This is a genomic window from Lapidilactobacillus concavus DSM 17758, assembly GCF_001435835.1.
Lineage (GTDB): Bacteria > Bacillota > Bacilli > Lactobacillales > Lactobacillaceae > Lapidilactobacillus > Lapidilactobacillus concavus.
Genome location: NZ_AZFX01000080.1, coordinates 1 through 21,258, shown reverse-complemented (window position 1 = coordinate 21,258; position 21,258 = coordinate 1). Strand labels below are relative to the sequence as shown.

Sequence of the window (21,258 nt, the reverse complement as noted above, 5' to 3'; positions counted from 1 at the left end):
AAAAGCACTCAGAATTCTGAGTGCTTTTTTTCGGCTAGTCATTCACCATGAGCCACACTGTCATTAGCAAGCAATCGGCATTTCGGTCTGATCAAGCCTGTGCTTCAACTGAACTTCCATTGCGCGAATAAAGTGACGGCGGTAATTCAGTCACAATGTGCGTAGGTGTGCCTAGTGAGAGCAAGATCAATTCATGCATTGCTCGTGACGCGATTGTGTAGAGAATTTGGTGGTCACCCGGTTGTGAGAACGACTTTTCGGAGACATTATAGCCAACCACAGCATCGAATTCGAGTCCCTTCGCAAGGTAAATTGGCATGATCATCACCCCATGATTCAGTCGCCGCTTATTTTCCGTCATCAGCGTGACTTCGGCGTCAACTTGTAGCGTTGCAAAGATTTGTTCAGCCTCGGCCTGCGTCTTCGTCAAGATCGCGATCATCCCATATTTCGCCAGCAATCGGGTACACGACCGACTTAATTCGCGATTAAGATCGACCAGACGCGGACAAACCAGTAATTCTGGTCGCGGACCGGGACGGTTAAACGCAATGATCTGCGGTTGTTCCGGTAACAAGGCACTCGCAAAATTCGTGATCTGAATCGTCGAACGATAGCTATTGTTCAACTCATGAATCTGCACCCGTTGCTGCGGAAATAACTGTTTGACCGTCTCAATAATGTTCGTCGACTGATAATTTCCTGCAAATAGATCCTGAGCATAATCTCCGAGCAGCGTCATTTTTGCGAGTGGAAACGCATGGTGCAAGTAGAAAAGTTGTGCTGCCGAATAATCCTGCATCTCATCCACAAATAAATATTGGATCTGACGATTCTGACCGCCACCGGTTAATTGGTCCCGTAAATATAAAAAGGGGACCACATCACTCAATCGAATCTGATGGCGTTCGAAACGTGTCTTGACACTTTCCAGACGCGATTGCCAAGCAGACGCCATAATTTTAGGTGGTTGAAGTTGACCCAGTAGCTGCAAATATTGCCGTTCGATGTCTAAAAATTGATTATTATAGATGGCTTCATAGATGGGATAAAGCCGCTGCCGGGCGACCTGTTTCAAAAGAAAAGCCTGTTCAGCAGCAACTGAGTGGAAATGATGGTCAATCACGAGATCTTGATAATCGGATTCATCCATCAACTCCAATTGTTCCTGCGCCCAATCGGATGCGGCTAGTTCACGGACTTTTTGCTGTAAACGACGAATCAAACGATTTTTTGTGGCAAGCAGCTTATCGCTCAAACTCAGGTGACTTGCCGTTTCCTGATAGATTGCCTGAATCTCCGACACGGCAAAGACAACTTCGCCAGCTAACATTAAATCGTTAAAATACAAGTCTGGCCGCGACCCCTGCAAGTGAAGGTCGATGGCTTCTAAGACGGCTGTACTCTCCAAATATCGACGCATGACCTTCGTTGATTCCGGTAATGACGCCTGATCCTGCTCGAAACGCTGGAATCGATCCTCCACGTGAAGCCCATGCAATCGCTGAACAAAGAACTCATTCAACGTCACCTGACGCATATTTTTCTCTCCTAAGCTGGGTAAGACTTGGGAGATATAATGACTAAATAAATGATTCGGTGAAAACATAATGATCTGGTCCGAATCCAACTGAGTGCGGCTATGATACAACAAATAAGCCACCCGTTGCAAAATTGCGGAAGTCTTACCGGAACCTGCCGCACCTTGAACCACCAGCACATCGGCATTTGTATTGCGAATGATCTCGTTTTGCTCACGTTGAATGGTGGCGACAATATTCTGCATGTAAACATTGGCATCCGTACCCAACACCTGCTGCAAGATCTCATCACCAATCGTCTCACTCGTATCAAACATATTGGTGATTCGATCCTGCTTGATCGTGAATTGCCGCTTCAACTTCAACTCGGTCTCTTGTCGACCATCCGGTGTTTCGTACGCAATTTTACCCAGCGTACCGTTATAATAGATTCCCGCAATTGGTGAACGCCAGTCATAGATCAAGAACTCAGTCTCATCATCGGTCATCAACGAGGCAGTCCCAATATAAAGCGAGTCCTGCGAATCATCTTCAATATCGATTCGACCAAAATAAGGCGAATCTTGCAGACGCTGGAGCCGATTGACCTTATGCTTCAAAATCGTCTGGTTTTCAACCGACAAAGCAACTAACTGTTTCTGTTGCTGCACAGCGGCATTCGTTTCCATCTGATCATCGATCTCAACGGTATTGATCTTGGCCGTGTCACCATAATTCTGCTCGATCAAATGCGTCTCAAGTTCCGCATTAGCAAGCTTCACAGTCATCTCCGTCAACTGCCGTTTGATCTCTTCGACAATAGTACTCACTCGATCTGCTTCAGATTGACGATCTTTCGGTGCAAACATTTCCAAAACTCCATTCTCTTCTTAGCATCACCTAACGAAAACAGTCCTCATCATCCAAATCGTTCAGAAGCTATTTAAGAAGCTCACTGAATGATTTGATCGAGGACTGAGACTCATTGGTCACCTATACATTTGAATCGTTAAAAAGGACTTGATATTGAGCGTAACCTTCATCGGCTAATTTAGTTGCCGGAATAAATCTTAATGCTGCCGAATTGATGCAATAACGCAAGCCACCTGCTTCAGCCGGACCATCCGTAAAGACATGGCCCAAATGCGAATCAGCTTCCTGACTTCTAACTTCAGTACGCATCATACCATGCGAACGATCTAAGTGTCGCTTAATCAACGACTGATCAATCGGCTTCGTGAACGATGGCCAGCCACAACCAGCATCATACTTATCCGTCGAGCTAAACAAAGGCTCACCACTCACGACATCAACATAGATCCCAGCCTCGTCGAAATCATCGTACTGTCCACTAAACGGACGCTCTGTCGCCGCGTGTTGCGTTACCTCAAAGGCCAACTCACCGATCTTTTGCTTTAAATCCGCATCTTTCTCAGTACTCACGGCTAAAACCCCTTTCCATTTTGTACCCGATCTGAATTGATTTGTTTATCTATCTTGAGCCCAAATCACCCACACGTCAAGTCATTTGCACTAACTACTCATTTGCATCAGCAACTAAAAATCAATTCGTTAAAATTAATTCAAGTTTTCGCAATCAGATAGGTTATCAGTGTTGATCCACCAGATGATGTGTTATAGTAAAGTTAATTAATCAAGCGCTTCATGGAGATGAATGCATGCGTAAATTATTATTGATCCTTCTACCCGTTGTAGCCGTCTTCTTTCTATCTGCGGCTTTTGTCACTCGTGCAATTGCCAAGTTGGCAAATTATCCGGATTAACTTAGTTGTCTAAATTCAGGCGCTGCGATGAGTCGTGGGGCAATATTTTGGCGGTCGAGGCGTGAGTTTGTGCGTCTCTTTTTTTGTTTGGACTTACTGAGCTGTCTTCAGACCCGTCAGTCCTCTGCGTGGAAAGTTGTTGCCTTTGCTGTGGGGCCGGCTGCAGGTTTATTCGGCTCGTGCTTCGCACTCGGCGAATAAATCTTCCGCCTTAAACATTAGCCTTCGCAAACGTGTTCCACAAGGCAACAACTTTCCACTCCGTTCCCTGACTCAGATGTGAAGGCGGAGTTGAGCTTTAAAATTAAAGAGCAGAAACTAACAATTATCACTGAACCAGTTCTTCAATTATTTAGACTAAATCAGAAGTTGCGGAGGAAAATGGTTGTGATGCTGTGAAAGTTTTGTAAGTCTGCACGCTTTTTGCAGACTTACAAAACGGGTAAATTGGAGACTTTGAATAGAGTGTGGAACAAGGCGGTCATCTATCGAGCATTAACGATAACTTCTAAACGATTCGCAAGCGAATCGTTTAGAAGTTGTTGTTAAGCACAGATAGTTGCCTTGTGGAGCACGTTTTTGAAGGCTCCAATTTTAGGCTGGAGCCATTTTTGCAGCAAGCGCAGCGCGCAGCAAAAAGGCGGAAGCCGGCCCCACAGCAAGAACAACTATTATCCGCAGCAACTTCGGCGGCTAGCAATAAAAAAATTCGATTTTATTAATTTGTCATTCTAGACACACGACTAATACAAAAATTCACGCCAAAATACTTGCCATTTTCAATCAAATGAAGCAAGTAATTTAGCGTGAATCTGAAAATTAGTCGTATCTCAATTTCACCATTTAACGCAATCACGATTTTATAGTCTGATCATGATTTAATATTCGAAGAAATAGGATGCCAGCAAATCACACCCAGTTATCTCGAGTTGCCGACTAAATCAGAAGTTGCGAAAGACAATGGGCATGATTGCAGTGCCCGTGCTATAAGCTCGAAATGCGTTTCGAACTTATAGCACGGGCAAAACTTTAGATTTCGTGTAACAAAAGCTACAAGTTTTAGGCGAAAGCTCCTTTAGAAGCTTGCTTCTAAAGAGCTGCAGCCGGCCCCACAGGCTAGCATGCCCATTGTCTGTAGCAACTTCGGTCCAACGCATGCCACAGCAGGAACAACCGTTTTCCGTAGCAACTTCGGTTCGACACATCCCACAGTTAAGACCTAAATTCGTTGATGCTTCAGTTTTGGAAAAATAACTCGATCTGCAAATCCGATGATGAATCCCTGACACAACAGCGAAAAAATCGTCCCAATATTGATTGCAAAAATCTGGTGCGTCAGCATAAACGTGACCAGTGTTGCGGCTAACGGTGGCATGAAGGAAGCGAGTTGTGCCGCCCATGCCTTGCCATGCAACAGTTTAAAGCGAACGAGTTGCATCATTTCATCGGTTGGGTGGAGAACGATATTCAGCCGTTGATAGATTGAGATTGCAACGCCGATCATCTCGATTCCGACAAAATCGAGTAACACTCTCGCTGGTAGTGGCAGATTAACAACGGATGTTTGTCGAAAGAAGTTCGCAGACCATCCGACTAATACGCTGAATGGTATCGTGAAAATCAAATTGCCCAGAATTGCACGCCAACTCACGTGCCCACGTAGAAAAATATTGACAATGATTGCGAATAAAGCAATCAACATCATGACTAGATTAAGTTGTAAGCCACTGGCGTGCGCAATATTGACGGCAGAAGCTGTCCACAGTGCGCTTCCTAGATTAAGCGCAACAGTTAGTCCATTGCCGATGCCATTGATCACGATTGAAACGACGAAATAAAAAACTTGTTGTCGAATGGTCAGACGATTTGTCATGAATTGTGCCTCATTAATTAGTTTTTAAACAGCTTGATGGTAGCATAACCATCACTTGAAAAATACGATGATTTTCCGAACACATCATGAAACTAAAACGGATTGAAAACAGCTTGAACGATTCAGAAAAATAGGTGTAAATCTAGTGGCCATCTTGAAATGATTTGCATAAAAGTGCTATGATAGTAAACGTTTGTGCAGATTCTGGGGATGAAAATAATGAATATTTTTTTAAATAGTCTTTCTGGTGTGCTAACGATTCTCGTGATGATCGTTGTTGGCTATGGGTTGACACGGATCGGTTGGTTCAATGAATCTATCAGTCGGTTGATTGCCAAGCTGGTCACGCAAGTTGCTTTACCCCTATATATGATGACAACAATTATGACTCGCTTTTCAAAGAAGGCTTTGGTTCAGCTCTTGCCTGATCTACGCTTCCCCGTTATTTCAATGTTATTACTGTTCGCCCTCTCTTTTCTCGTGGTGAAACTTTTACATATTGATCAATCTAAGCGAGGACTTTTCAAATCGATGTTTTTTAATTCCAATACAATTTTTGTTGGATTACCAGTGAATATGGCACTCTTTGGGCAGGATAGTTTACCTTATGTCCTCGTTTATTATATGGCGAATACCTTTTTCTTTTGGACTTTAGGCGTCTACTTAATCAAGCAAGATGGGCAAACGAAAGAGCCTTTCAGCTGGTTCGCAACGCTGAAAAAAGTTTTCTCTCCACCCTTGCTCGGTTTCATGATCGGTGTTGTTTTCGTACTACTTGGGATCCAGCTGCCGACTTTTTTACTCTCGGATGCGCAATACATTGGCAATCTCACGATCCCGCTTTCGATGTTCTTCATTGGCATCCAATTGGCTTTGGTGGGCCTCTCACACTTGACCATCAATAAAGACAGCTTGGGGATTCTCGGTGGCCGTTTCATTGCAGCCCCGCTTGTGATGGCGCTACTCGTGATGACCGCGCCCTTGCCATTACTCTTGAAACAAGTTTTCATTATTCAAGCTGCAATGCCGGTCATGACCAACGCACCAGTTGTCGCCAAATTATATGGTGCAGACGCGGATTATGCGGCGGTGATGGTGACCGAAAGCACGTTAATCAGTATGATTGTGATTCCGATCTTGATGGTTTTGATTCAAGGAATTCATTAGTTTTCTCAGCTATTTTCAGACGTCATTAATCGTTGACTCCATGGTTACATTTTTTTAACGATTACCTTGTGTTGATCATTAGGATCAGCCTCAACTTCGAACCGTCTTCAAATTATCATTAAAAACGAAAGGTGTTTATTTTGCGAAAAACTTTTTTCTTGATTTTACTTTCAACCTTCCTCTTTAGTTCTATGGAAATTATGTTGAAACTTGCCGGCAGCAGTTTCAATCCGATCCAGCTGAACTTCCTCCGTTTCTTGATTGGTGGTCTCTTCCTGTTACCATTCGCCATTCACGCCATCAATAAGAACCAATTGACAATTGATCGCGCAGCAATTGGCAGTTTCGCACTAACTGGTTTAATCTGCGTGCTGATTAGTATGACGCTTTTCCAGCTCGCCGTGATGTATGGAAAAGCCTCTATTGCCGCGGTTGTCTTCAGTTCTAACCCTGTCTTTGCACTGTTGTTCTCCTACTTAATACTTCACGAAACGTTATCGCGTCCAAACTTGATCTCCGTGATTATCTCGGTGATTGGATTAGTGATCATCATGAATCCATTGCATCTGACGAATCCATTAGGTATGGTGCTTGCCTTGCTTTCTGCCGTTACATTTGGTCTTTATAGTATCGCCTCTCGCAAGGTCTCTCAAACTAACCATTTCAACGGCATCACAATTACCAGTTTCACGTTTATCTTCGGTAGTCTTGAATTAGCCTTATTGATGGGGTTAAGTCACATTCCAGTCATTGCGGAGCTGTTGCACCAAAATCCAATCACGGCTAATTTTGCGATGATTCCTTATTTTGCCGGAATCAACGCACAGACTATCGCCATGATTCTCTACTTAGGTATTGGCGTCACAGGAATCGGCTTTGCGACTTACTTCATCGCAATGGAGCGTTCAGACGTCGCTACCGCCTCTCTCGTTTTCTTCATTAAGCCCGTTTTAGCCCCAATCATGGCGTTAATTATCTTGCACGAAGCGATTCTCTTGAACACTTGGATTGGGATTGCCGTGATTGTCGTTGGCTCCGTGGTCAGCTTCGTTGGCCAACGTGCTGTCACCACTGAGAATACGATGGTTCACGAAGATTATCTTGAGACTGTCGAGCATGAAGGAACCCAAGCAGATCAACTAGTCGCCGCAGAAGTCGCAACTGCTAAAAAAGCATTACAGCGAAAAGAGCAAGCGTTGCAGGCCACACATCAAATGCCAGCGGCTAAACAGTCTGAAGATTAAGACTCATCAAGCATGTCTGTCATCAAAATATTAAAGAAGGCCCATGATTCGGATGTCATCCCCGAATCATGGGCCTTTTATCTCTCATCTTGAATGATCATTAGCTTGCGTTGAACCATCAAGCCATGACGATTGGCAATAAGTGTAACAGATTGTCGATTTCGTACGTGGGTTGAATCAAATTAGCAGCTTGGTGTTGGGGATTGAACCAAACGGTTGGAATGCCAGCATTGAGTCCGCCTTGAATGTCAGAAGTGAGCGAATCGCCAATGATCAGTGCCTGTTCAGGTAGGAAATGGTCGATCCCCTTTTGAACTGCATCAAAGAATTCAATCGCTGGCTTCTGATGGCCGACTGCTTCTGAAACGAAAACTTTGGTGAAGAATGGTGCTAATCCACTGGCTTCCAGTCGCAACCGCTGTGTTTTAGCGACACCGTTGGAAACAATGTAGAGATTGAACTGGTGCGATGCCTGCAACCGTGTCAATAATTCTTGTGCATGCTGAATTTGCACGTAACCCTGATTCAAGCCTTCACGATAACGTTGCTCCGCGGTTAGGCCGTCTTGCGGACCGGCAAGTTGAAATTCTTCAAACAATTGTGGAAACCGACGCTCAAAAATCATTTCGCGGGTAATTTCTTGACGCTCGAATTGTTCCCACAACTGACGATTGATCGCGGCGTATCGCTCCCGAATCACGGGAGTTAGATCGATTTGCAGCTGGCTAAACAAGCCTTGCAGCGAACTTTCTTCTGCTGCACGAAAGTCTAGCAGTGTATCGTCAATATCAAATAATAAATCTCTATAAGTCAAAATAACGCCTCATCAATTTCAATTATATTTTCGCAATTATCCAGCGACTAACTCACCGGCGCGAGTGGTTCATCATCTTGATACTTATTTTCTAATCGACTCATCCAGAAACTCAAGGCGGCCCCGGCGAGGAACAAGACTGCTGACGCCACAATTTGTAAGAAGGTGAATCGAACGCCGAATGGAATGATCATCACGGTCGACGCGAATACAACGCCAAGAATGAAGTGGAACATTCCGGCATACGTCCGCTGGAAAACATAATCAGCAATCTTAGACAACAGCAGGACCGATCCCACGCCACCAATCAGGATTGGTAAAATTACGGCTAGATCCATGTTGTGAATCCCGTCTGCCATGTCTTTGTACATCCCCATGTACACCAGAAAGTTAGATGGGCTTAACCCTGGCACGATCATCCCGAGACCCATCAAGAATCCGGCTAATAACCACGTCCAGAAGTTTTGTGGCACGCCGGAACCGAAGAGTTGGGCGCCATACATCAAAAACGCCAAACTAATCAAAAAAGTGACGATCAAAATACCATAGTGTTTACGTTGACGTCCCTTTTTGCCTGCTTGTCGCCAAAGCGCTGGCACTGTCCCGACGATTGCGCCGACAAAGAACCACAGGATCTGGTGCTCATACTTACCTAGCGCGAAACTGACGAGAAACGAAAAGAGATAGACACCGGCGATCCCGCCTAGACCTAACGGAATAAAATACAGCACGTTTTTCTTAAAATTCTTCGTCATGTGTGCCAGAAACGCAATGATACGCTCATAAACACCAAAGACAGCGGCTAACGCACCACCGCTGACACCTGGTAAAATAAAACCGGAACCAATAAAAATTCCTTTAACAAAACGTAGAACCCAATCAATCATCTCTTATCCTCATACTTTAAATTTTAATTGGCAACTGGTCGACTGACCCATTGCCATTTGTTTGCACTTTTTGCAATTCGTTCTGATTATATCATGCGTCAGCAGCTAAGCTTGTCCGTCCTCAGACCGACTTTGTTTTGAAACAAAATTGTGCCGACGAATCGCCCAATTATTCCTGTGAGACACGTCGATCACCTCTCATTTCAGTGCGGCTAGTCGACGACTTTTGCCCCCAGCGTATTCTTGAAGTGACGCAGCGCCCATTCATGCCCCACTGGATCAAAACTGGCCACAGCTGATTCATGGATCACGAGTTGATAGCCGAGATTATAGGCGTCGACGGCGGTATGCAGGACACAAATATCGGTACAAACGCCCACGAGATGCAGTGTTGTGATCTGACGCTCGCGCAAGCGTAGATCAAGATCGGTGCCACAGAACGCAGAGTAATGCCGTTTATCCAGCCAATAGATTTTGGAACGATGGGCCTGATAAAAATCAGCTAACTCGCCATACAACTCGCGTCCTGGTGTGCCCACTAGATTATGTGGTGGAAATAGTTTGTTTTCAGGATGGTAGGTATCGTTTTGATCATGGCGATCCACCGCCATCACGACAAAATCTTCGTTCGTCACAAAATCGCGTGCAATCTGAACTAAGTTTTTCTCAATTGCTTGCCCGGGTTGGCCGGTCGTTAGCGCCCCATCGGTTGCGACGAAATCATGCGTATAATCAATGACAACTAAGCCTTGCATAGTCACACACTCCTCTCGAATTAAGCCTATTATCGCAAGTCTAATCCTGATTAGCAAGCGTGAGTTCACTCAGCCACACATGTTTCAGACCGGCGATGACTTCCGACTTATGTTAAAATGGAACAGCATAGAATTAAGTTTGGAGGATAAATCAAGATGATCAAAAATGTGGTTTTTGATATCGATGGCACGTTGATTGATACTGAGAAAGCTTATATGAACGCTTTACTGAAGGTGTTGAACGAACAACGCGGTCTAAGTTTCACTTACGATCAAGTCGTTGCAATCTATGGTATCACCGGTGTCGATGGCCTGAAACAATTAGGGTTTAAAGACGATGAAATTCCGAGTCTTGTCCAAGATTGGTACGCAGCGTTTCCAGAGTTTGAATCACTTGTCGGTATTTTCCCCGGCATCATCAACACACTTAAGACACTCCCACAATACCAAGTTGAATTAGGTATTGTCACATCGAAGACGCGAGATGAATTCGATGCGGCATTCGAGCCGATCGGCCTGCTACCCTATTTCAAAAACGTCATCACTTCATCAGATACCACGAAGCATAAGCCAGATCCCGAACCACTCTTAAAAATGGTTGAGATTTCTAAGATTCCGGCCGAAGAAACACTCTATATTGGCGACACACGTTTCGATTTGGAAACGGCAAAATCCGCCGGTGCTAAGTTTGGTCTTGCTAGCTGGGGTGCGCACGATCACGGCCAGTTCCAAGAAATGGATTACTTCCTTTCCCGCCCCGCAGAAATCATCGACTTAGTTCGCTAATCAACTCGATACTCAATCAGACGAACGATTTGATGAGCGGCAATGACATCGACTAACCTCGGTCGCACCTAACCTTGAAAAGAATGCACAAATAAATTTAGGCAAGTTGCCGAAATTTATTTTTTATTTTTGAAAGCGTTGACAGAACTCTCGTAGCCAACTATGCTGGAATTAAATCGCGAAGGAGCATAACAACAATGTCTAAAAAAGAAGTCTTCTCAGAGTTTAACGGTGAAACAATCTACAAATTATCGTTAACTAATCAAAACAACATGAGTATTTCCTGTTTATCATATGGTGCCAATTGGTATGAGTTATTAGTTCCAACCAAAAATGGCAAACAAAATCTACTGCTAAACTTTCCAACGATTGAGGATTACGTCCGCACGAATGAATACCTCAACATGTCGATTGGTCGAACGGCCAGTCGTATTGGCAAAGGCGAATTTGTACTCGATCAGCAGACTTATCACGTGGATCACAACGAAGGCGGGAATACCCTTCACGGTGGTCCCCACGGCTTCAACCGTTTGAACTGGGAAAGTCGCATCCAGGGCAACCAGATTATTTTTGACCGGCGGATCACACCTGCAGACGACAGCTTCCCTGGGACTCTCGATGTGACCATCACCTACACGCTGACCAATGATAATCAGGTGCTGATCGATTATAAGGCAAAGAGCGACGCGCTAACGGTCTTTAATCCCACGAGCCATGCTTACTGGAATTTAAACGCGGATGATCGCAACGTGAACAACCTGAATCTCTACGTCCGCAGCGCTGAACACCTCGAACTCGATCATGAGAAAATCCCAACCGGCAAGACGGTTAAAAATAGCGGCACGCCATACGACTTCCGCCACCTCAAGCCAATTGGTCAGGCGATTGAGGGCTTACAAGACATCCCCGAGAAAGGCATCGACGATGTTTACATCCTGGATGATCACGACGACTCGCTACCTGACGCCATCTTAGAGAACCCCGAGCAAAAAATCAGCGTTGAGTTTTATACAGAGCGCAACGCCATCGTTCTCTTCACATCGAATGCCTTCGGAGAAGATCAACCATTTATCAATAAGACGGGCCAACCGCAAGTTGGTGTTGCACTCGAAGCACAAACGGCACCCAATGCTATTTTCGATTCTCGTTTCGGCGACTTCACCATCGATAAAGGTCAGCCTAGACATTACCAAACTAAATATCGCGTCATCTTCTAACCAGCGTCCAAAGATAACACAAAAGCAATCGACAGACGGGTTATTCTCTCCCCTTAATCAGGAGTGGGAATAACCTGGGATCTGTGGATTGCTTTTTTTTGACGATGAATGATCCCACTTCAAAAAACGTTAACCTCACTTTTGGCCTTCGACTCGCTCCAACAACTGTCTGACATCGACGCCGGGATCGACTTGTTGATTATTTAGAAAGGTATGCGTATAGGCATGCCGATAATCACTCGGCGTCAAATGCATCTTCTGCTTGAACAACCGCATAAAATATTTCGGGTCGGCAAAGAACGACTGCTCGCTCACCTCCACAATGGATAAGCTCGTCGTCAACAACAAATACTTCGCGTAGTCGAGCTTGACCGCATTCATATAGGCTTTAACTGTCATTCCTGTGGCCGACTTAAACAGTCTCGTCAGATAATCGGCGTTGATTGAAAAATGAGCTGCGACCTCGACAACTTTTAAATCTTGTCCCATCTGAATACGAATCCATTCCTTCACCTGATTAACAATGTTCTGCTGGTCATTAACAGCATGTTGCTGTTGCCAATAATTATTTGCCAATTCAACCAACAACATGCTCTCAGCATAATCTGCTGCAACCGGTGAATAATAATTGCCATGTGCAACATCCAATAGCTGCTGTGCAGCAATCATCACCTTTTCGCCTTGCTGTAAATGAAAGGTTCGCGGTAAAATCGCCGTCATTTCTGCCGGTGTCCCATGAGTGCTCACCTTTGACTGCTGATCCCGGCTGATGAGATGCAACCAAATAAACTGGCTAGGCTCGAGCGTCGGCATCGCGCCTTGAATCGTCTCGTATGGAAAAACAGTGAGTACATCACCCTCACCCAACATCAAATGTTGATCTGCCACGGTCAAACAAATTTGTCCACTTGTGACCAGAATAATTTCTGTGTCATCACCATGCGTCATGGCATGATGTTGCCAGCCAATCTCTGCGATAAACTGGCCAGATTGTAGATAACGTACCGGCTTTTTCAGCGGTATTCTCAGGTAACTTTGATTCATTTCATCACGTCGCTTTTATCCACTTTTTCTACCATTATATCAGTTTTAAAGGTAGCATTCGTCATTTACAATCGGGTTAAAAGCAAAAAAGGAAGAAGTGCCGATCATGAGAAAACTTAAAACCAGCATTGACGATCAATTTTGGCAAAACTATCGTCAACTCGTCAAAGATGAACTAATTCCCTATCAATGGTCAGTCATCAACGACGAGGTCGACGTCAAAATTCAAAAGGAAAATGCCAATGCCTTTGACGCTGTCGAGAAAAGTCACGCGATTCAAAATTTGAAAATTGCTGCAGGACAAGCCAGTGGTGAATTTTATGGTTTTTGGTTTCAGGATTCCGACGTTTATAAATGGTTAGAGGCGGTGGCCTACGCATTGCGCTATTCACCGGATGTTCAGCTGCAACAAAATGCGGACCAGCTGATCGATTTAATCGAGGCTGCACAACAACCTGATGGCTATTTAGACACCTACTTCCAATTGACCTCACCAGAATTAAAGTTTAAACACGTTTCATTCAGCCATGAACTTTATTGCATGGGTCACTACATCGAAGCTGGGGTGGCCTACTACCAAACCACCGGCAACCAAACTGCACTGGACATTGCCGTTAAAATGGCCGCGTGCATCAGCCACCATTTTGGGCCAGAACCAGAAAAACTGCATGGCTATCCGGGACATCCTGAAATCGAACTGGCACTCGCCAAACTTGCTGACGTGACTGGTAACCCACAATACACCGATCTTGGTAAATACATGATCGATCAGCGTGGCACTGAACCTAACTTTTTCGAAGTCCAAGCAAAGGCACGTCAGAACTCAGGCGTGCAAGATCGTTTCGACAGTTTTGATAACGAGCCCCGCGCTAAATATTTCCAGAATCAATCCCCCGTGCGTGAAATGACAACTGCAGAAGGACACGCCGTGAGAATGACCTATCTGTTGACAGGAATGGCTCACGTGGCTCGCCAAACACGGGACCAGTCTCTGATGGACGCTTGCCGTCGGCTTTGGGATAACATTACCCGCCACCGGATGTATTTGACTGGTGGCATTGGCTCGACAGTCTCGGGCGAAGCATTTACCTTTGATGATGACTTACCGAATGACACGATGTATGCCGAAACATGTGCGTCCTGTGCCATGACGTTTTTTGCTAAACAAATGCAAGAAGCCGCACCCGATGGTCAATATGCCGATCTAATGGAGAGAGAATTGTTCAACGGGACAATCAGTGGCATGTCGCTAGATGGCAAACATTTCTTCTACGTGAACCCACTTGCTGTTGATCCACAGGCCAGTGCCAACGATCCCACAAAATCCCACGTCAAGGTCACTCGTGCAGATTGGTTCGGTTGCGCCTGCTGTCCGCCTAATTTGGCGCGCTTGATTGCATCGGTTGATGAATATATTTATACCATCAAAGATGACACCATCTATCTCGACCAATTTATCGGCAACGAATCCGAGTTCGACAACGGTTTAAGCCTCCATGTTTCTGGCCGATATCCTTGGACTGATCAAATTGAGATTGTAGTGACTGCCAAACAACCGATAGCAACCAGACTAGCCATTCGCATCCCGACGTGGTCGCAGCAGAATTTTCAGGTTTCAATCGAAGGGAGATCAAATCCACTCCAAACTGGCACTAATGTCTCCGCCACCGATTTACGCAATGGCTACCTTCTATTGGACCAGACCTGGTCCGGGAGCACCAAAATCAGCCTTAAATTAGATTTAAGCGTCCGTCAGACTCAAGCCGACCCTCATGTCGTCGCAGATCTCGGAAAAATTGCGATCGAACGCGGCCCTTTGGTCTACTGCCTAGAAGAAGTCGACAATGGTAATCATCTACCTCAGCTCAGTCTGCCACTTCACACGACGTTTACGGAGACATTCGATAAATCATCACTTGCGATTCCGTTCATCAAACTCACAACGAGTGGACAACGAATCACGACTCAGCCCCAACATTTATACGAAACTGCAGGTCTGCAAACAACCACAACACAGACGGTCGAACTAATTCCTTACTTTGCCTGGGCAAATCGGGCACCAGGTGAAATGATTGTTTGGGTCGATGAGGCGACAGCGGAATCAACAGTCTAACCAATTAAACTCAAAAAGAGGCAATGACACATCGAGCAAGTGTCATTGCCTCTTGACGTTATCCGATGATAACCATCCTATTCACAGCGGATCAATTTTTAAACAGATTGCTTGATTAATTCATGCTCACTTTCGAATCATCATCACTGGCTCACCGTTTTGATCGGTACCCGTGAATGTCATGGTTTGTTTTTTGGTCAATTGATTCCACTCCGAAAGGAAGTAACCAAGATACTTCTTGTGACCGATCGTTAATTGGCTTTGATTACCATTATTTTCAAAATCCAGAGTGGCTTGATCCTTACCAGAAATTTTACCATTAGCCTTAATTGTCAGTGTCGTGAGCGTCGTGATCTTAGCAGTAATTTTCTTGTTCATCTGCACGACTTGATAATCTCCAATAACTTGATCTAGCTGATACTTCGCAATTGTTTCACCCGCATAGCGTAGTGGTGCAACAACTGGCCAACCGGATTTCGTAAAGAACATTTGATGGACACGATCTTGATAGGCTTCACCCGTACTTGGAAAACGGGAATGGAAAATCAAAAAGTATTTTTGACTTTTTGCATCATAGTAGGCAGAATTATGACCCGGTGACACGTAGCCGGATCTAAATGGCTTTTTCGTATCCCAGGTGTGATTGCCCATAATTTTGACCCCATACTTTTCGATTGCGTCATCATCAAACGTTGTTCCCACCGGCCCTTTGATTTTAGTGAAGTCATGACCTTGTGAATCAACAAATGGACCGTCTGGGTTCTTCGAACGACCCACTCGAAGATTGTAGCCGCCAGTTGCGTCTAATCCGCCAAAAGATAAGAACAGATAGTAGTAGTCCGTCTTCGAATTATAGAGCAGATATGAACCTTCAATTCGCACATGATTTCCACCTAGAAGTCGTTTACCATAGCCTTGACCAGCCATTGGTAGTCCCGTCTTCTGATTCATTTTCAAAATGAAGATTCCACCAGAATAAGAACCATAGACCATCCAGAGTTGTCCATTTTTATCATAGAAAGTTTGTGGATCGATCGCGTTAGGTTGAGTTGTCGCGTCGTAAGAGACGTTCTCATCCTTGATGGCATTGCCTGAGCGCAAGAAAATACCTTGATCTGTGTATGGTCCAGTGACTTTATCGGCAGTCGCCAGGCCAATCACTGCCGTCGGATTATCGCCTTCGCAAGCCGTGTAATACATATAATATTTCTTGTCCTTAAGCTGTTCAATATCGCCAGCCCAAAAGGTATTCGTGTTTGCATCCGTAAAAGCGTCCGCTAACTGTGTCTGAATGTCCGTAAATAATTTCTGGTCATTAACGTTGTTTGAAATTTGCTGCCACTTGATTAAATCAGAAGACTTTGCCATTTGCATATGAGATCCAAAAATGTAATACTCCGAACCAGACTTAAGAATCGAAGGATCATGCACTGAAACATCCGTAAATTTGGGATCACTCAAAGTTTGTTTCACTGCTTTCGGCTTTGGTTTACGACAACCAGCTAACAGGCCCACACTGAGTAAAATCCCAGCTGCACTAATAAGCATCTTCATCTTTTTTTCATCGCTAGACACCCTCACTTCCTCGTACGTGCTTCATTCCTACCTAACTAATGCTTAAATCTTGACGCTGAATAGGTTGCCCTATTCATAAAAATGCTCAAGATGATTATTTTTTATGAGCATCCGGTATTTTTGCCGCCGTCACTTCAGCTGGCAGTCCTAGTTTGTAGCGTTCAATAAACGCATCATACCCTTGAACGCCCACCGGATTTGGGGTGCAGGTGCTGCGCTCTGGCGAAACGAAAACTTGTTCATCCAAATAATTTGCCAATGAGCTCGCTGAATCACGGTTGAGTGTATACTGAGCGAGAATTGCCATTCCCCAAGGCCCACCCTCGCCTGCATTTGCCATGACTGTGATTGGCGTATTCAACGCGTCAGCCAGAATTTGTTGTGCGACCACTGGTGTTCTGAAGAGCCCACCCTGTGCAATCAAGACATCCGTCGAAATTTGTTCCTCTTTCGTCAGAATGTCCATGCCGATTTTTAAGGGTGCGAATGCCGAAAAAATTTGTGTCTTGATGAAATTTGCCAAATTAAAATGACTATTTGGTGTGCGAACAAATAATGGTCGCCCTTCTTCAACGTTCGTGATATTTTCGCCAGACAGATAAGCGTAATTAACTAAGCCACCCGCATCCTCATCGCCATCTTCTGCGGCATGGTTGAAGAGTTTCGCATACAGCTGGTCAACTGAAAACGTGCTACCAATCAACTGACTAAATTCTGTCAAAAGTTTCATCCATGCATTCACATCAGAAGTACAATTATTTGTGTGTACCATGGCAACCGGGGCGCCCTCTGGGGTTGTGACAAGATCAATATCACGATGAACTTTAGCCAATGGCTGATCCAAAACAACCATCGAAAAGGCAGAAGTCCCTGCCGAAATATTTCCGGTACGCTTTTTGACACTATTGGTGCCCGTCATGCCAGTTCCTGCGTCGCCTTCCGGTGGTGCCATCACTGAACCTGATTGCAATTCACCACTCATGTCTAAACGACGCGCACCTTCATTCGTCAGATGACCTGCGACTTCACCGGCAATTAATGGACGGGGTAATAGCTGCGCAATATCGAAGTCATAACCTAACACTTTAATTAAATGATTGAACTTTTCCATCTTATCTTCATCATAATTCAAGCTAGCCTCGTCGATAGGGAACATCCCCGAAGCATCACCAATCCCAATCACCTTTTGACCGGAGAGTTGCCAATGAACATAACCTGCAAGTGTCGTGAGGAAGTCAACTGACTTCACGTGTGTTTCTTGATTCAAAATAGCTTGATAGAGATGGGCGATGCTCCAACGTTGCGGAATATTAAAATTAAATAGCTGGGTCAATTGTGTGGCAGCTTCTGCCGTGGAATTATTTCGCCAAGTTCTGAATGGAACTAGTAGCTGTCCGTCTTGATCAAATGGTAAGTAACCATGCATCATCGCGCTTACGCCAATCGCCGCAATTTTAACTAAAGATTCGCCATACTTCTCCTGAACCGCAGCTTTCAGTTCGGCATAACTGGATTGGATCCCATGCCAAACTTCTTCGAGTGAATACGTCCAATAGCCATCCACAAGTTGGTTCTCCCACGCGTAACTTCCTGAAGCCACAACGGTGTGATCGGTTGCCACCAGTACTGCCTTGATTCGTGTAGAGCCTAACTCAATTCCCAAAACTGTTTTGCCATCGATAATTTCTTCATTTACATTAATTGTCATCTTACACCTCGATCGATCTTCACTGTGAAGATCTCTTAATTAGCTTTTATGCCTTCTTCAAGCTTGGTTTTTAGCTCACATCGGTAAAAAATAGCCGGGTGATCAACGATCATCACCCAGCTAATGACTGCCCTTATTTATCAATTTGCTGGACAGTTTTGACGATTTATTGAATATTAATGAATTTTAGGTCAAATAATTGGGCAAGATCAGTCACTTGTTGAACAGAAACCTCGGTTGTGAAGACGGTATGATGACCCCCGCCGTTTTGGATCCATTGCGTGGCACCAGCTTTTAATCCTGCTTTTGGCACCCAAAGTTGACGAGCAACTGGCAGATTAGGTGCTGGCTTCTCGGCTTCTTTAGCTTCGACTTCATAACCAATCAAACGATAGCTATCGCCAAAGTCCGACATTGTCACATCAATGCCATCGCCAACTTGGCCGTCAAAAACAAGCCGTGCAGGATCCTCGCGATCACCGATTCCTAGTGGGTGAACTTCTACTCGTGGCTTGGTACTTGCGAGTGTTGGATCAACTTCAAGCATGTGTGAACCCAAGATAACTTCATGCCCCTTGCGCAGATCTAACGTGTAATCTTCCATGAATCCAGTCTTCTGATTATGGCTGACGATTTTCAACAAACGATCGAGTGCTGCTGTCTTCCAGTCACCTTCACCAGCAAAACCATATCCTTCACGATTCAACAATTGAACTGCCAAGCCAGGTAATTGTTCAATGCCCCAAAGATCTTCGAAATTGGTTGTGAAAGCAGAATAACCACCGCGTTCAAAGAAACGCGCCATCGCAATTTTTTCTTTCAATTGGTAACGTACTTGCTTCTTGAAAAATTCTGGATCATTATGACCAGCTTCGGGAACCAAATCATAGCGTGCTTCTAAATCAGCGTATTCAGCGTCGACATCTGCTTCAGAAACTTGCTTGATTTCTGCCACTAAATCCCCGATTCCGAAATAATCGACGGTCCAACCGAATTGAGCCTGTGCTTCAATCTTGTCACCCTCAGTGACTGCAACATTGCGCATGTTGTCACCAAAACGTGCGACTTTAATGTTGAAGCTTTCATTATAACCAACCGCCACATTCATCCAATCGGCAATCTCACTTTGAACTTCAGCATCGCCCCAGAAACCATAGACCACTTTATTGTGCTTGCGTAAACGTGCATTGATAAAGCCATATTCGCGATCGCCATGAGCACTCTGATTCAAATTCATGTAATCCATATCGATCGTATCCCAAGGAATATCATTGCGGAATTGGGTTGCTAAATGAAGCAAGGGTTTCTGCAATAATTTGGTTCCACGAATCCAATTCTTAGCAGGTGAGAAGGTGTGCATCCAAGTTATCACACCGGCCACTTCATCACGGTAATTGGCTTCTTTCATTGCAGAAGTAATATTGGCAGCGTCAATAGCGACTTCTTTGAATTCAACGGGATAAGGTAGCTGACCACTTTCATTCAAGCCGGCAACTAATGCCTTCGCATCTTTTTCAACTGACTTTAGGTCGTCTTCGCCATACAAGGCTTGACTACCAACAATAAACCAAAACTTATATTCAGGGACTGACAACATGATCCATTCCTCCAATAATTAAACTTAACAACTAGCTCACTAGTTATTCTTTTGCCCATAATAGGCATTTTTGCCATGCTTACGGTAATAATGCTTGTCCAACAAATATTGTGGTGTTGCGACATCTTGAGCAACATTTGCGAATTGTTGTAGCATCATCGTGTGATAACTCATTTCTGCGCAAACCTCCAAGACCTTGGCGTTATAAACAGCCTTTTCTGCAGTCGCACCCCAGGTGAACGGGCCGTGATCTTGAACCAAGACAGCCGGCACATCCATCGGCTTAATGCCACGTTCCTTGAACGTGCGGACAATTACCTTACCCGTATTTTCTTCATAGGCGGACTCAATTTCCTCTTGCGTCAAGGTATCAGAGACTGGCACCGGCCCATAAAAAGTATCCGCATGTGTCGTTCCTGCAGCAGGTAAATCCAGTCCTGCTTCTGCAAAAGAGACCGCCCAAGGAGAATGAGTATGCACAATACCACCAATTTCTGGAAACGAATTATATAAAACAGTGTGCGTCGGTGTATCGCTAGAAGGATTCAAGTCACCTTCGACAACTTCACCCTGCAAATTGACAACGACCATATCATCTGGCGTCAACCGATCGTAATCAACCCCACTAGGCTTGATCACGAACAATCCTTGCTCCCGATCGATGGCACTCACATTGCCCCAAGTAAACGTCACCAGATTGTATTTTGGCAACAACATATTGGCTTCGTATACTTCTTTCTTCAATGCTTCTAACAAAACTTGACCTCCTGAATGAAAAATTGAGATGATCCAAATAATTGAAATGACAGCATAAAATAACTCGCACTTTATTTATACGTCACAATTAAATGTATGTCAATATTTGTACGTAACATTTTCAAATATTTCTCAATTACAATTGCCAATTATTTGATCTTTTCTTGTCCAATTTAAAATAGTTTTTCAGCCAACATCGCCTAAAACTACTTCGAAGATTTTTTTAACCAAAACGGACAGCTGTTTTTTAAATAGCCTAGCTCATAAATGAACTGGCATTGTTGCTCATAATCATAACTACAAATTGTGATCTGATCTTTGACTTGTTCATGAAACTGTCCATCAATCATCGTGAGCTTGGATTGGATTGAAGTCAATATTTGAGACAGATTTTAAGAGACATTCAGAACCGCGTTTA

Annotated in this window: 16 protein-coding genes; 5 read left to right on the top strand and 11 right to left on the bottom strand. The window is 44.5% G+C overall.

All coding sequences use genetic code 11. The annotated features are described in order from the left end of the window. Positions 1-91: 91 nt before the first annotated feature. The 3 genes from helD to FC15_RS06985 form a co-directional block, all read right to left on the bottom strand. The gene (gene helD / locus FC15_RS06995; protein ID WP_057825257.1) at positions 92-2,389 is read right to left on the bottom strand and encodes an RNA polymerase recycling motor HelD; all 2,298 of its coding nucleotides are present in this window, start codon (positions 2,387-2,389) and stop codon (positions 92-94) included. 124 nt (positions 2,390-2,513) lie between these two features. Further along, the gene (msrB, locus tag FC15_RS06990; protein ID WP_057825255.1) at positions 2,514-2,963 is read right to left on the bottom strand and encodes a peptide-methionine (R)-S-oxide reductase MsrB; all 450 of its coding nucleotides are present in this window, start codon (positions 2,961-2,963) and stop codon (positions 2,514-2,516) included. Between the two features lie 1,560 nt (positions 2,964-4,523). Next, positions 4,524-5,177, bottom strand: coding sequence for a DUF6198 family protein (locus tag FC15_RS06985; protein WP_057825253.1), 654 nt, complete (start codon positions 5,175-5,177; stop codon positions 4,524-4,526). A gap of 219 nt (positions 5,178-5,396) precedes the next feature. Here FC15_RS06985 and FC15_RS06980 point away from each other — a divergent pair, with 219 nt between their 5' ends. Further along, entirely contained in the window at positions 5,397-6,344 is a 948-nt protein-coding gene (locus tag FC15_RS06980; protein WP_057825251.1) for an AEC family transporter, read from the top strand. Between the two features lie 140 nt (positions 6,345-6,484). Next, positions 6,485-7,588 carry a DMT family transporter gene (locus tag FC15_RS06975; protein ID WP_057825248.1) on the top strand — a complete coding sequence of 368 codons (1,104 nt, stop codon included), beginning with the start codon at positions 6,485-6,487 and terminating at the stop codon, positions 7,586-7,588. A gap of 118 nt (positions 7,589-7,706) precedes the next feature. Here the strand turns inward: FC15_RS06975 and FC15_RS06970 are convergent, their stop codons facing one another. The 3 genes from FC15_RS06970 to FC15_RS06960 all read right to left on the bottom strand — a co-directional run bounded on the left by FC15_RS06970 (position 7,707) and on the right by FC15_RS06960 (position 10,044). Continuing rightward, positions 7,707-8,402 carry a YjjG family noncanonical pyrimidine nucleotidase gene (locus tag FC15_RS06970; protein ID WP_057825246.1) on the bottom strand — a complete coding sequence of 232 codons (696 nt, stop codon included), beginning with the start codon at positions 8,400-8,402 and terminating at the stop codon, positions 7,707-7,709. A 47-nt stretch (positions 8,403-8,449) separates the two neighbouring features. After that, positions 8,450-9,289 (bottom strand): DUF368 domain-containing protein, encoded by an 840-nt coding sequence (locus tag FC15_RS06965; RefSeq protein ID WP_057825244.1) that lies wholly within the window; start codon positions 9,287-9,289, stop codon positions 8,450-8,452. A 212-nt stretch (positions 9,290-9,501) separates the two neighbouring features. Then, entirely contained in the window at positions 9,502-10,044 is a 543-nt protein-coding gene (locus FC15_RS06960) for a cysteine hydrolase family protein (RefSeq protein WP_057825242.1), read from the bottom strand. 156 nt (positions 10,045-10,200) lie between these two features. Here FC15_RS06960 and FC15_RS06955 point away from each other — a divergent pair, with 156 nt between their 5' ends. Together FC15_RS06955 and FC15_RS06950 are read left to right on the top strand one after the other, a co-directional pair. After that, entirely contained in the window at positions 10,201-10,830 is a 630-nt protein-coding gene (locus FC15_RS06955) for an HAD family hydrolase (RefSeq protein WP_057825239.1), read from the top strand. A gap of 197 nt (positions 10,831-11,027) precedes the next feature. Further along, positions 11,028-12,047 carry an aldose epimerase family protein gene (locus tag FC15_RS06950; RefSeq protein WP_057825236.1) on the top strand — a complete coding sequence of 340 codons (1,020 nt, stop codon included), beginning with the start codon at positions 11,028-11,030 and terminating at the stop codon, positions 12,045-12,047. A gap of 135 nt (positions 12,048-12,182) precedes the next feature. Here FC15_RS06950 and FC15_RS06945 read toward each other — a convergent pair whose 3' ends face one another. Continuing rightward, positions 12,183-13,091 (bottom strand): AraC family transcriptional regulator, encoded by a 909-nt coding sequence (locus FC15_RS06945; protein WP_057825234.1) that lies wholly within the window; start codon positions 13,089-13,091, stop codon positions 12,183-12,185. A 106-nt stretch (positions 13,092-13,197) separates the two neighbouring features. On the opposite strand from FC15_RS06945, the gene FC15_RS06940 reads away from it, so the two are divergent. After that, positions 13,198-15,204 (top strand): glycoside hydrolase family 127 protein, encoded by a 2,007-nt coding sequence (locus tag FC15_RS06940; protein WP_057825232.1) that lies wholly within the window; start codon positions 13,198-13,200, stop codon positions 15,202-15,204. A gap of 126 nt (positions 15,205-15,330) precedes the next feature. On the opposite strand, the gene FC15_RS06935 is transcribed toward FC15_RS06940, so the two are convergent. The 4 genes from FC15_RS06935 to FC15_RS06920 all read right to left on the bottom strand — a co-directional run bounded on the left by FC15_RS06935 (position 15,331) and on the right by FC15_RS06920 (position 20,840). Next, a complete protein-coding gene (locus FC15_RS06935) occupies positions 15,331-16,779 on the bottom strand; it encodes a glycoside hydrolase family 43 protein (RefSeq protein WP_235803360.1) in 1,449 nt (482 codons plus the stop codon). 94 nt (positions 16,780-16,873) lie between these two features. Next, positions 16,874-18,487: a xylulokinase gene (locus tag FC15_RS06930; RefSeq protein WP_057825229.1), complete on the bottom strand. Its 1,614-nt coding sequence runs from the start codon at positions 18,485-18,487 to the stop codon at positions 16,874-16,876. Between the two features lie 166 nt (positions 18,488-18,653). Continuing rightward, the gene (gene araA / locus FC15_RS06925; RefSeq protein WP_057825227.1) at positions 18,654-20,084 is read right to left on the bottom strand and encodes an L-arabinose isomerase; all 1,431 of its coding nucleotides are present in this window, start codon (positions 20,082-20,084) and stop codon (positions 18,654-18,656) included. A gap of 39 nt (positions 20,085-20,123) precedes the next feature. After that, entirely contained in the window at positions 20,124-20,840 is a 717-nt protein-coding gene (locus FC15_RS06920) for an L-ribulose-5-phosphate 4-epimerase (protein WP_057825225.1), read from the bottom strand. Positions 20,841-21,258: the final 418 nt, after the last annotated feature.

Bases quoted from the DNA above. Each gene is read 5' to 3' on its own strand.
- helD (WP_057825257.1), bottom strand. From the start codon at position 2,389: ATGTTTGCACCGAAAGATCGTCAATCTGAAGCAGATCGAGTGAGTACT.
- FC15_RS06930 (WP_057825229.1), bottom strand. From the start codon at position 18,487: ATGACAATTAATGTAAATGAAGAAATTATCGATGGCAAAACAGTTTTG.
- FC15_RS06960 (WP_057825242.1), bottom strand. From the start codon at position 10,044: ATGCAAGGCTTAGTTGTCATTGATTATACGCATGATTTCGTCGCAACC.
- FC15_RS06955 (WP_057825239.1), top strand. From the start codon at position 10,201: ATGATCAAAAATGTGGTTTTTGATATCGATGGCACGTTGATTGATACT.
- araA (WP_057825227.1), bottom strand. From the start codon at position 20,084: ATGTTGTCAGTCCCTGAATATAAGTTTTGGTTTATTGTTGGTAGTCAA.
- FC15_RS06945 (WP_057825234.1), bottom strand. From the start codon at position 13,091: ATGAATCAAAGTTACCTGAGAATACCGCTGAAAAAGCCGGTACGTTAT.
- FC15_RS06940 (WP_057825232.1), top strand. From the start codon at position 13,198: ATGAGAAAACTTAAAACCAGCATTGACGATCAATTTTGGCAAAACTAT.
- FC15_RS06950 (WP_057825236.1), top strand. From the start codon at position 11,028: ATGTCTAAAAAAGAAGTCTTCTCAGAGTTTAACGGTGAAACAATCTAC.
- FC15_RS06980 (WP_057825251.1), top strand. From the start codon at position 5,397: ATGAATATTTTTTTAAATAGTCTTTCTGGTGTGCTAACGATTCTCGTG.
- FC15_RS06985 (WP_057825253.1), bottom strand. From the start codon at position 5,177: ATGACAAATCGTCTGACCATTCGACAACAAGTTTTTTATTTCGTCGTT.
- FC15_RS06965 (WP_057825244.1), bottom strand. From the start codon at position 9,289: ATGATTGATTGGGTTCTACGTTTTGTTAAAGGAATTTTTATTGGTTCC.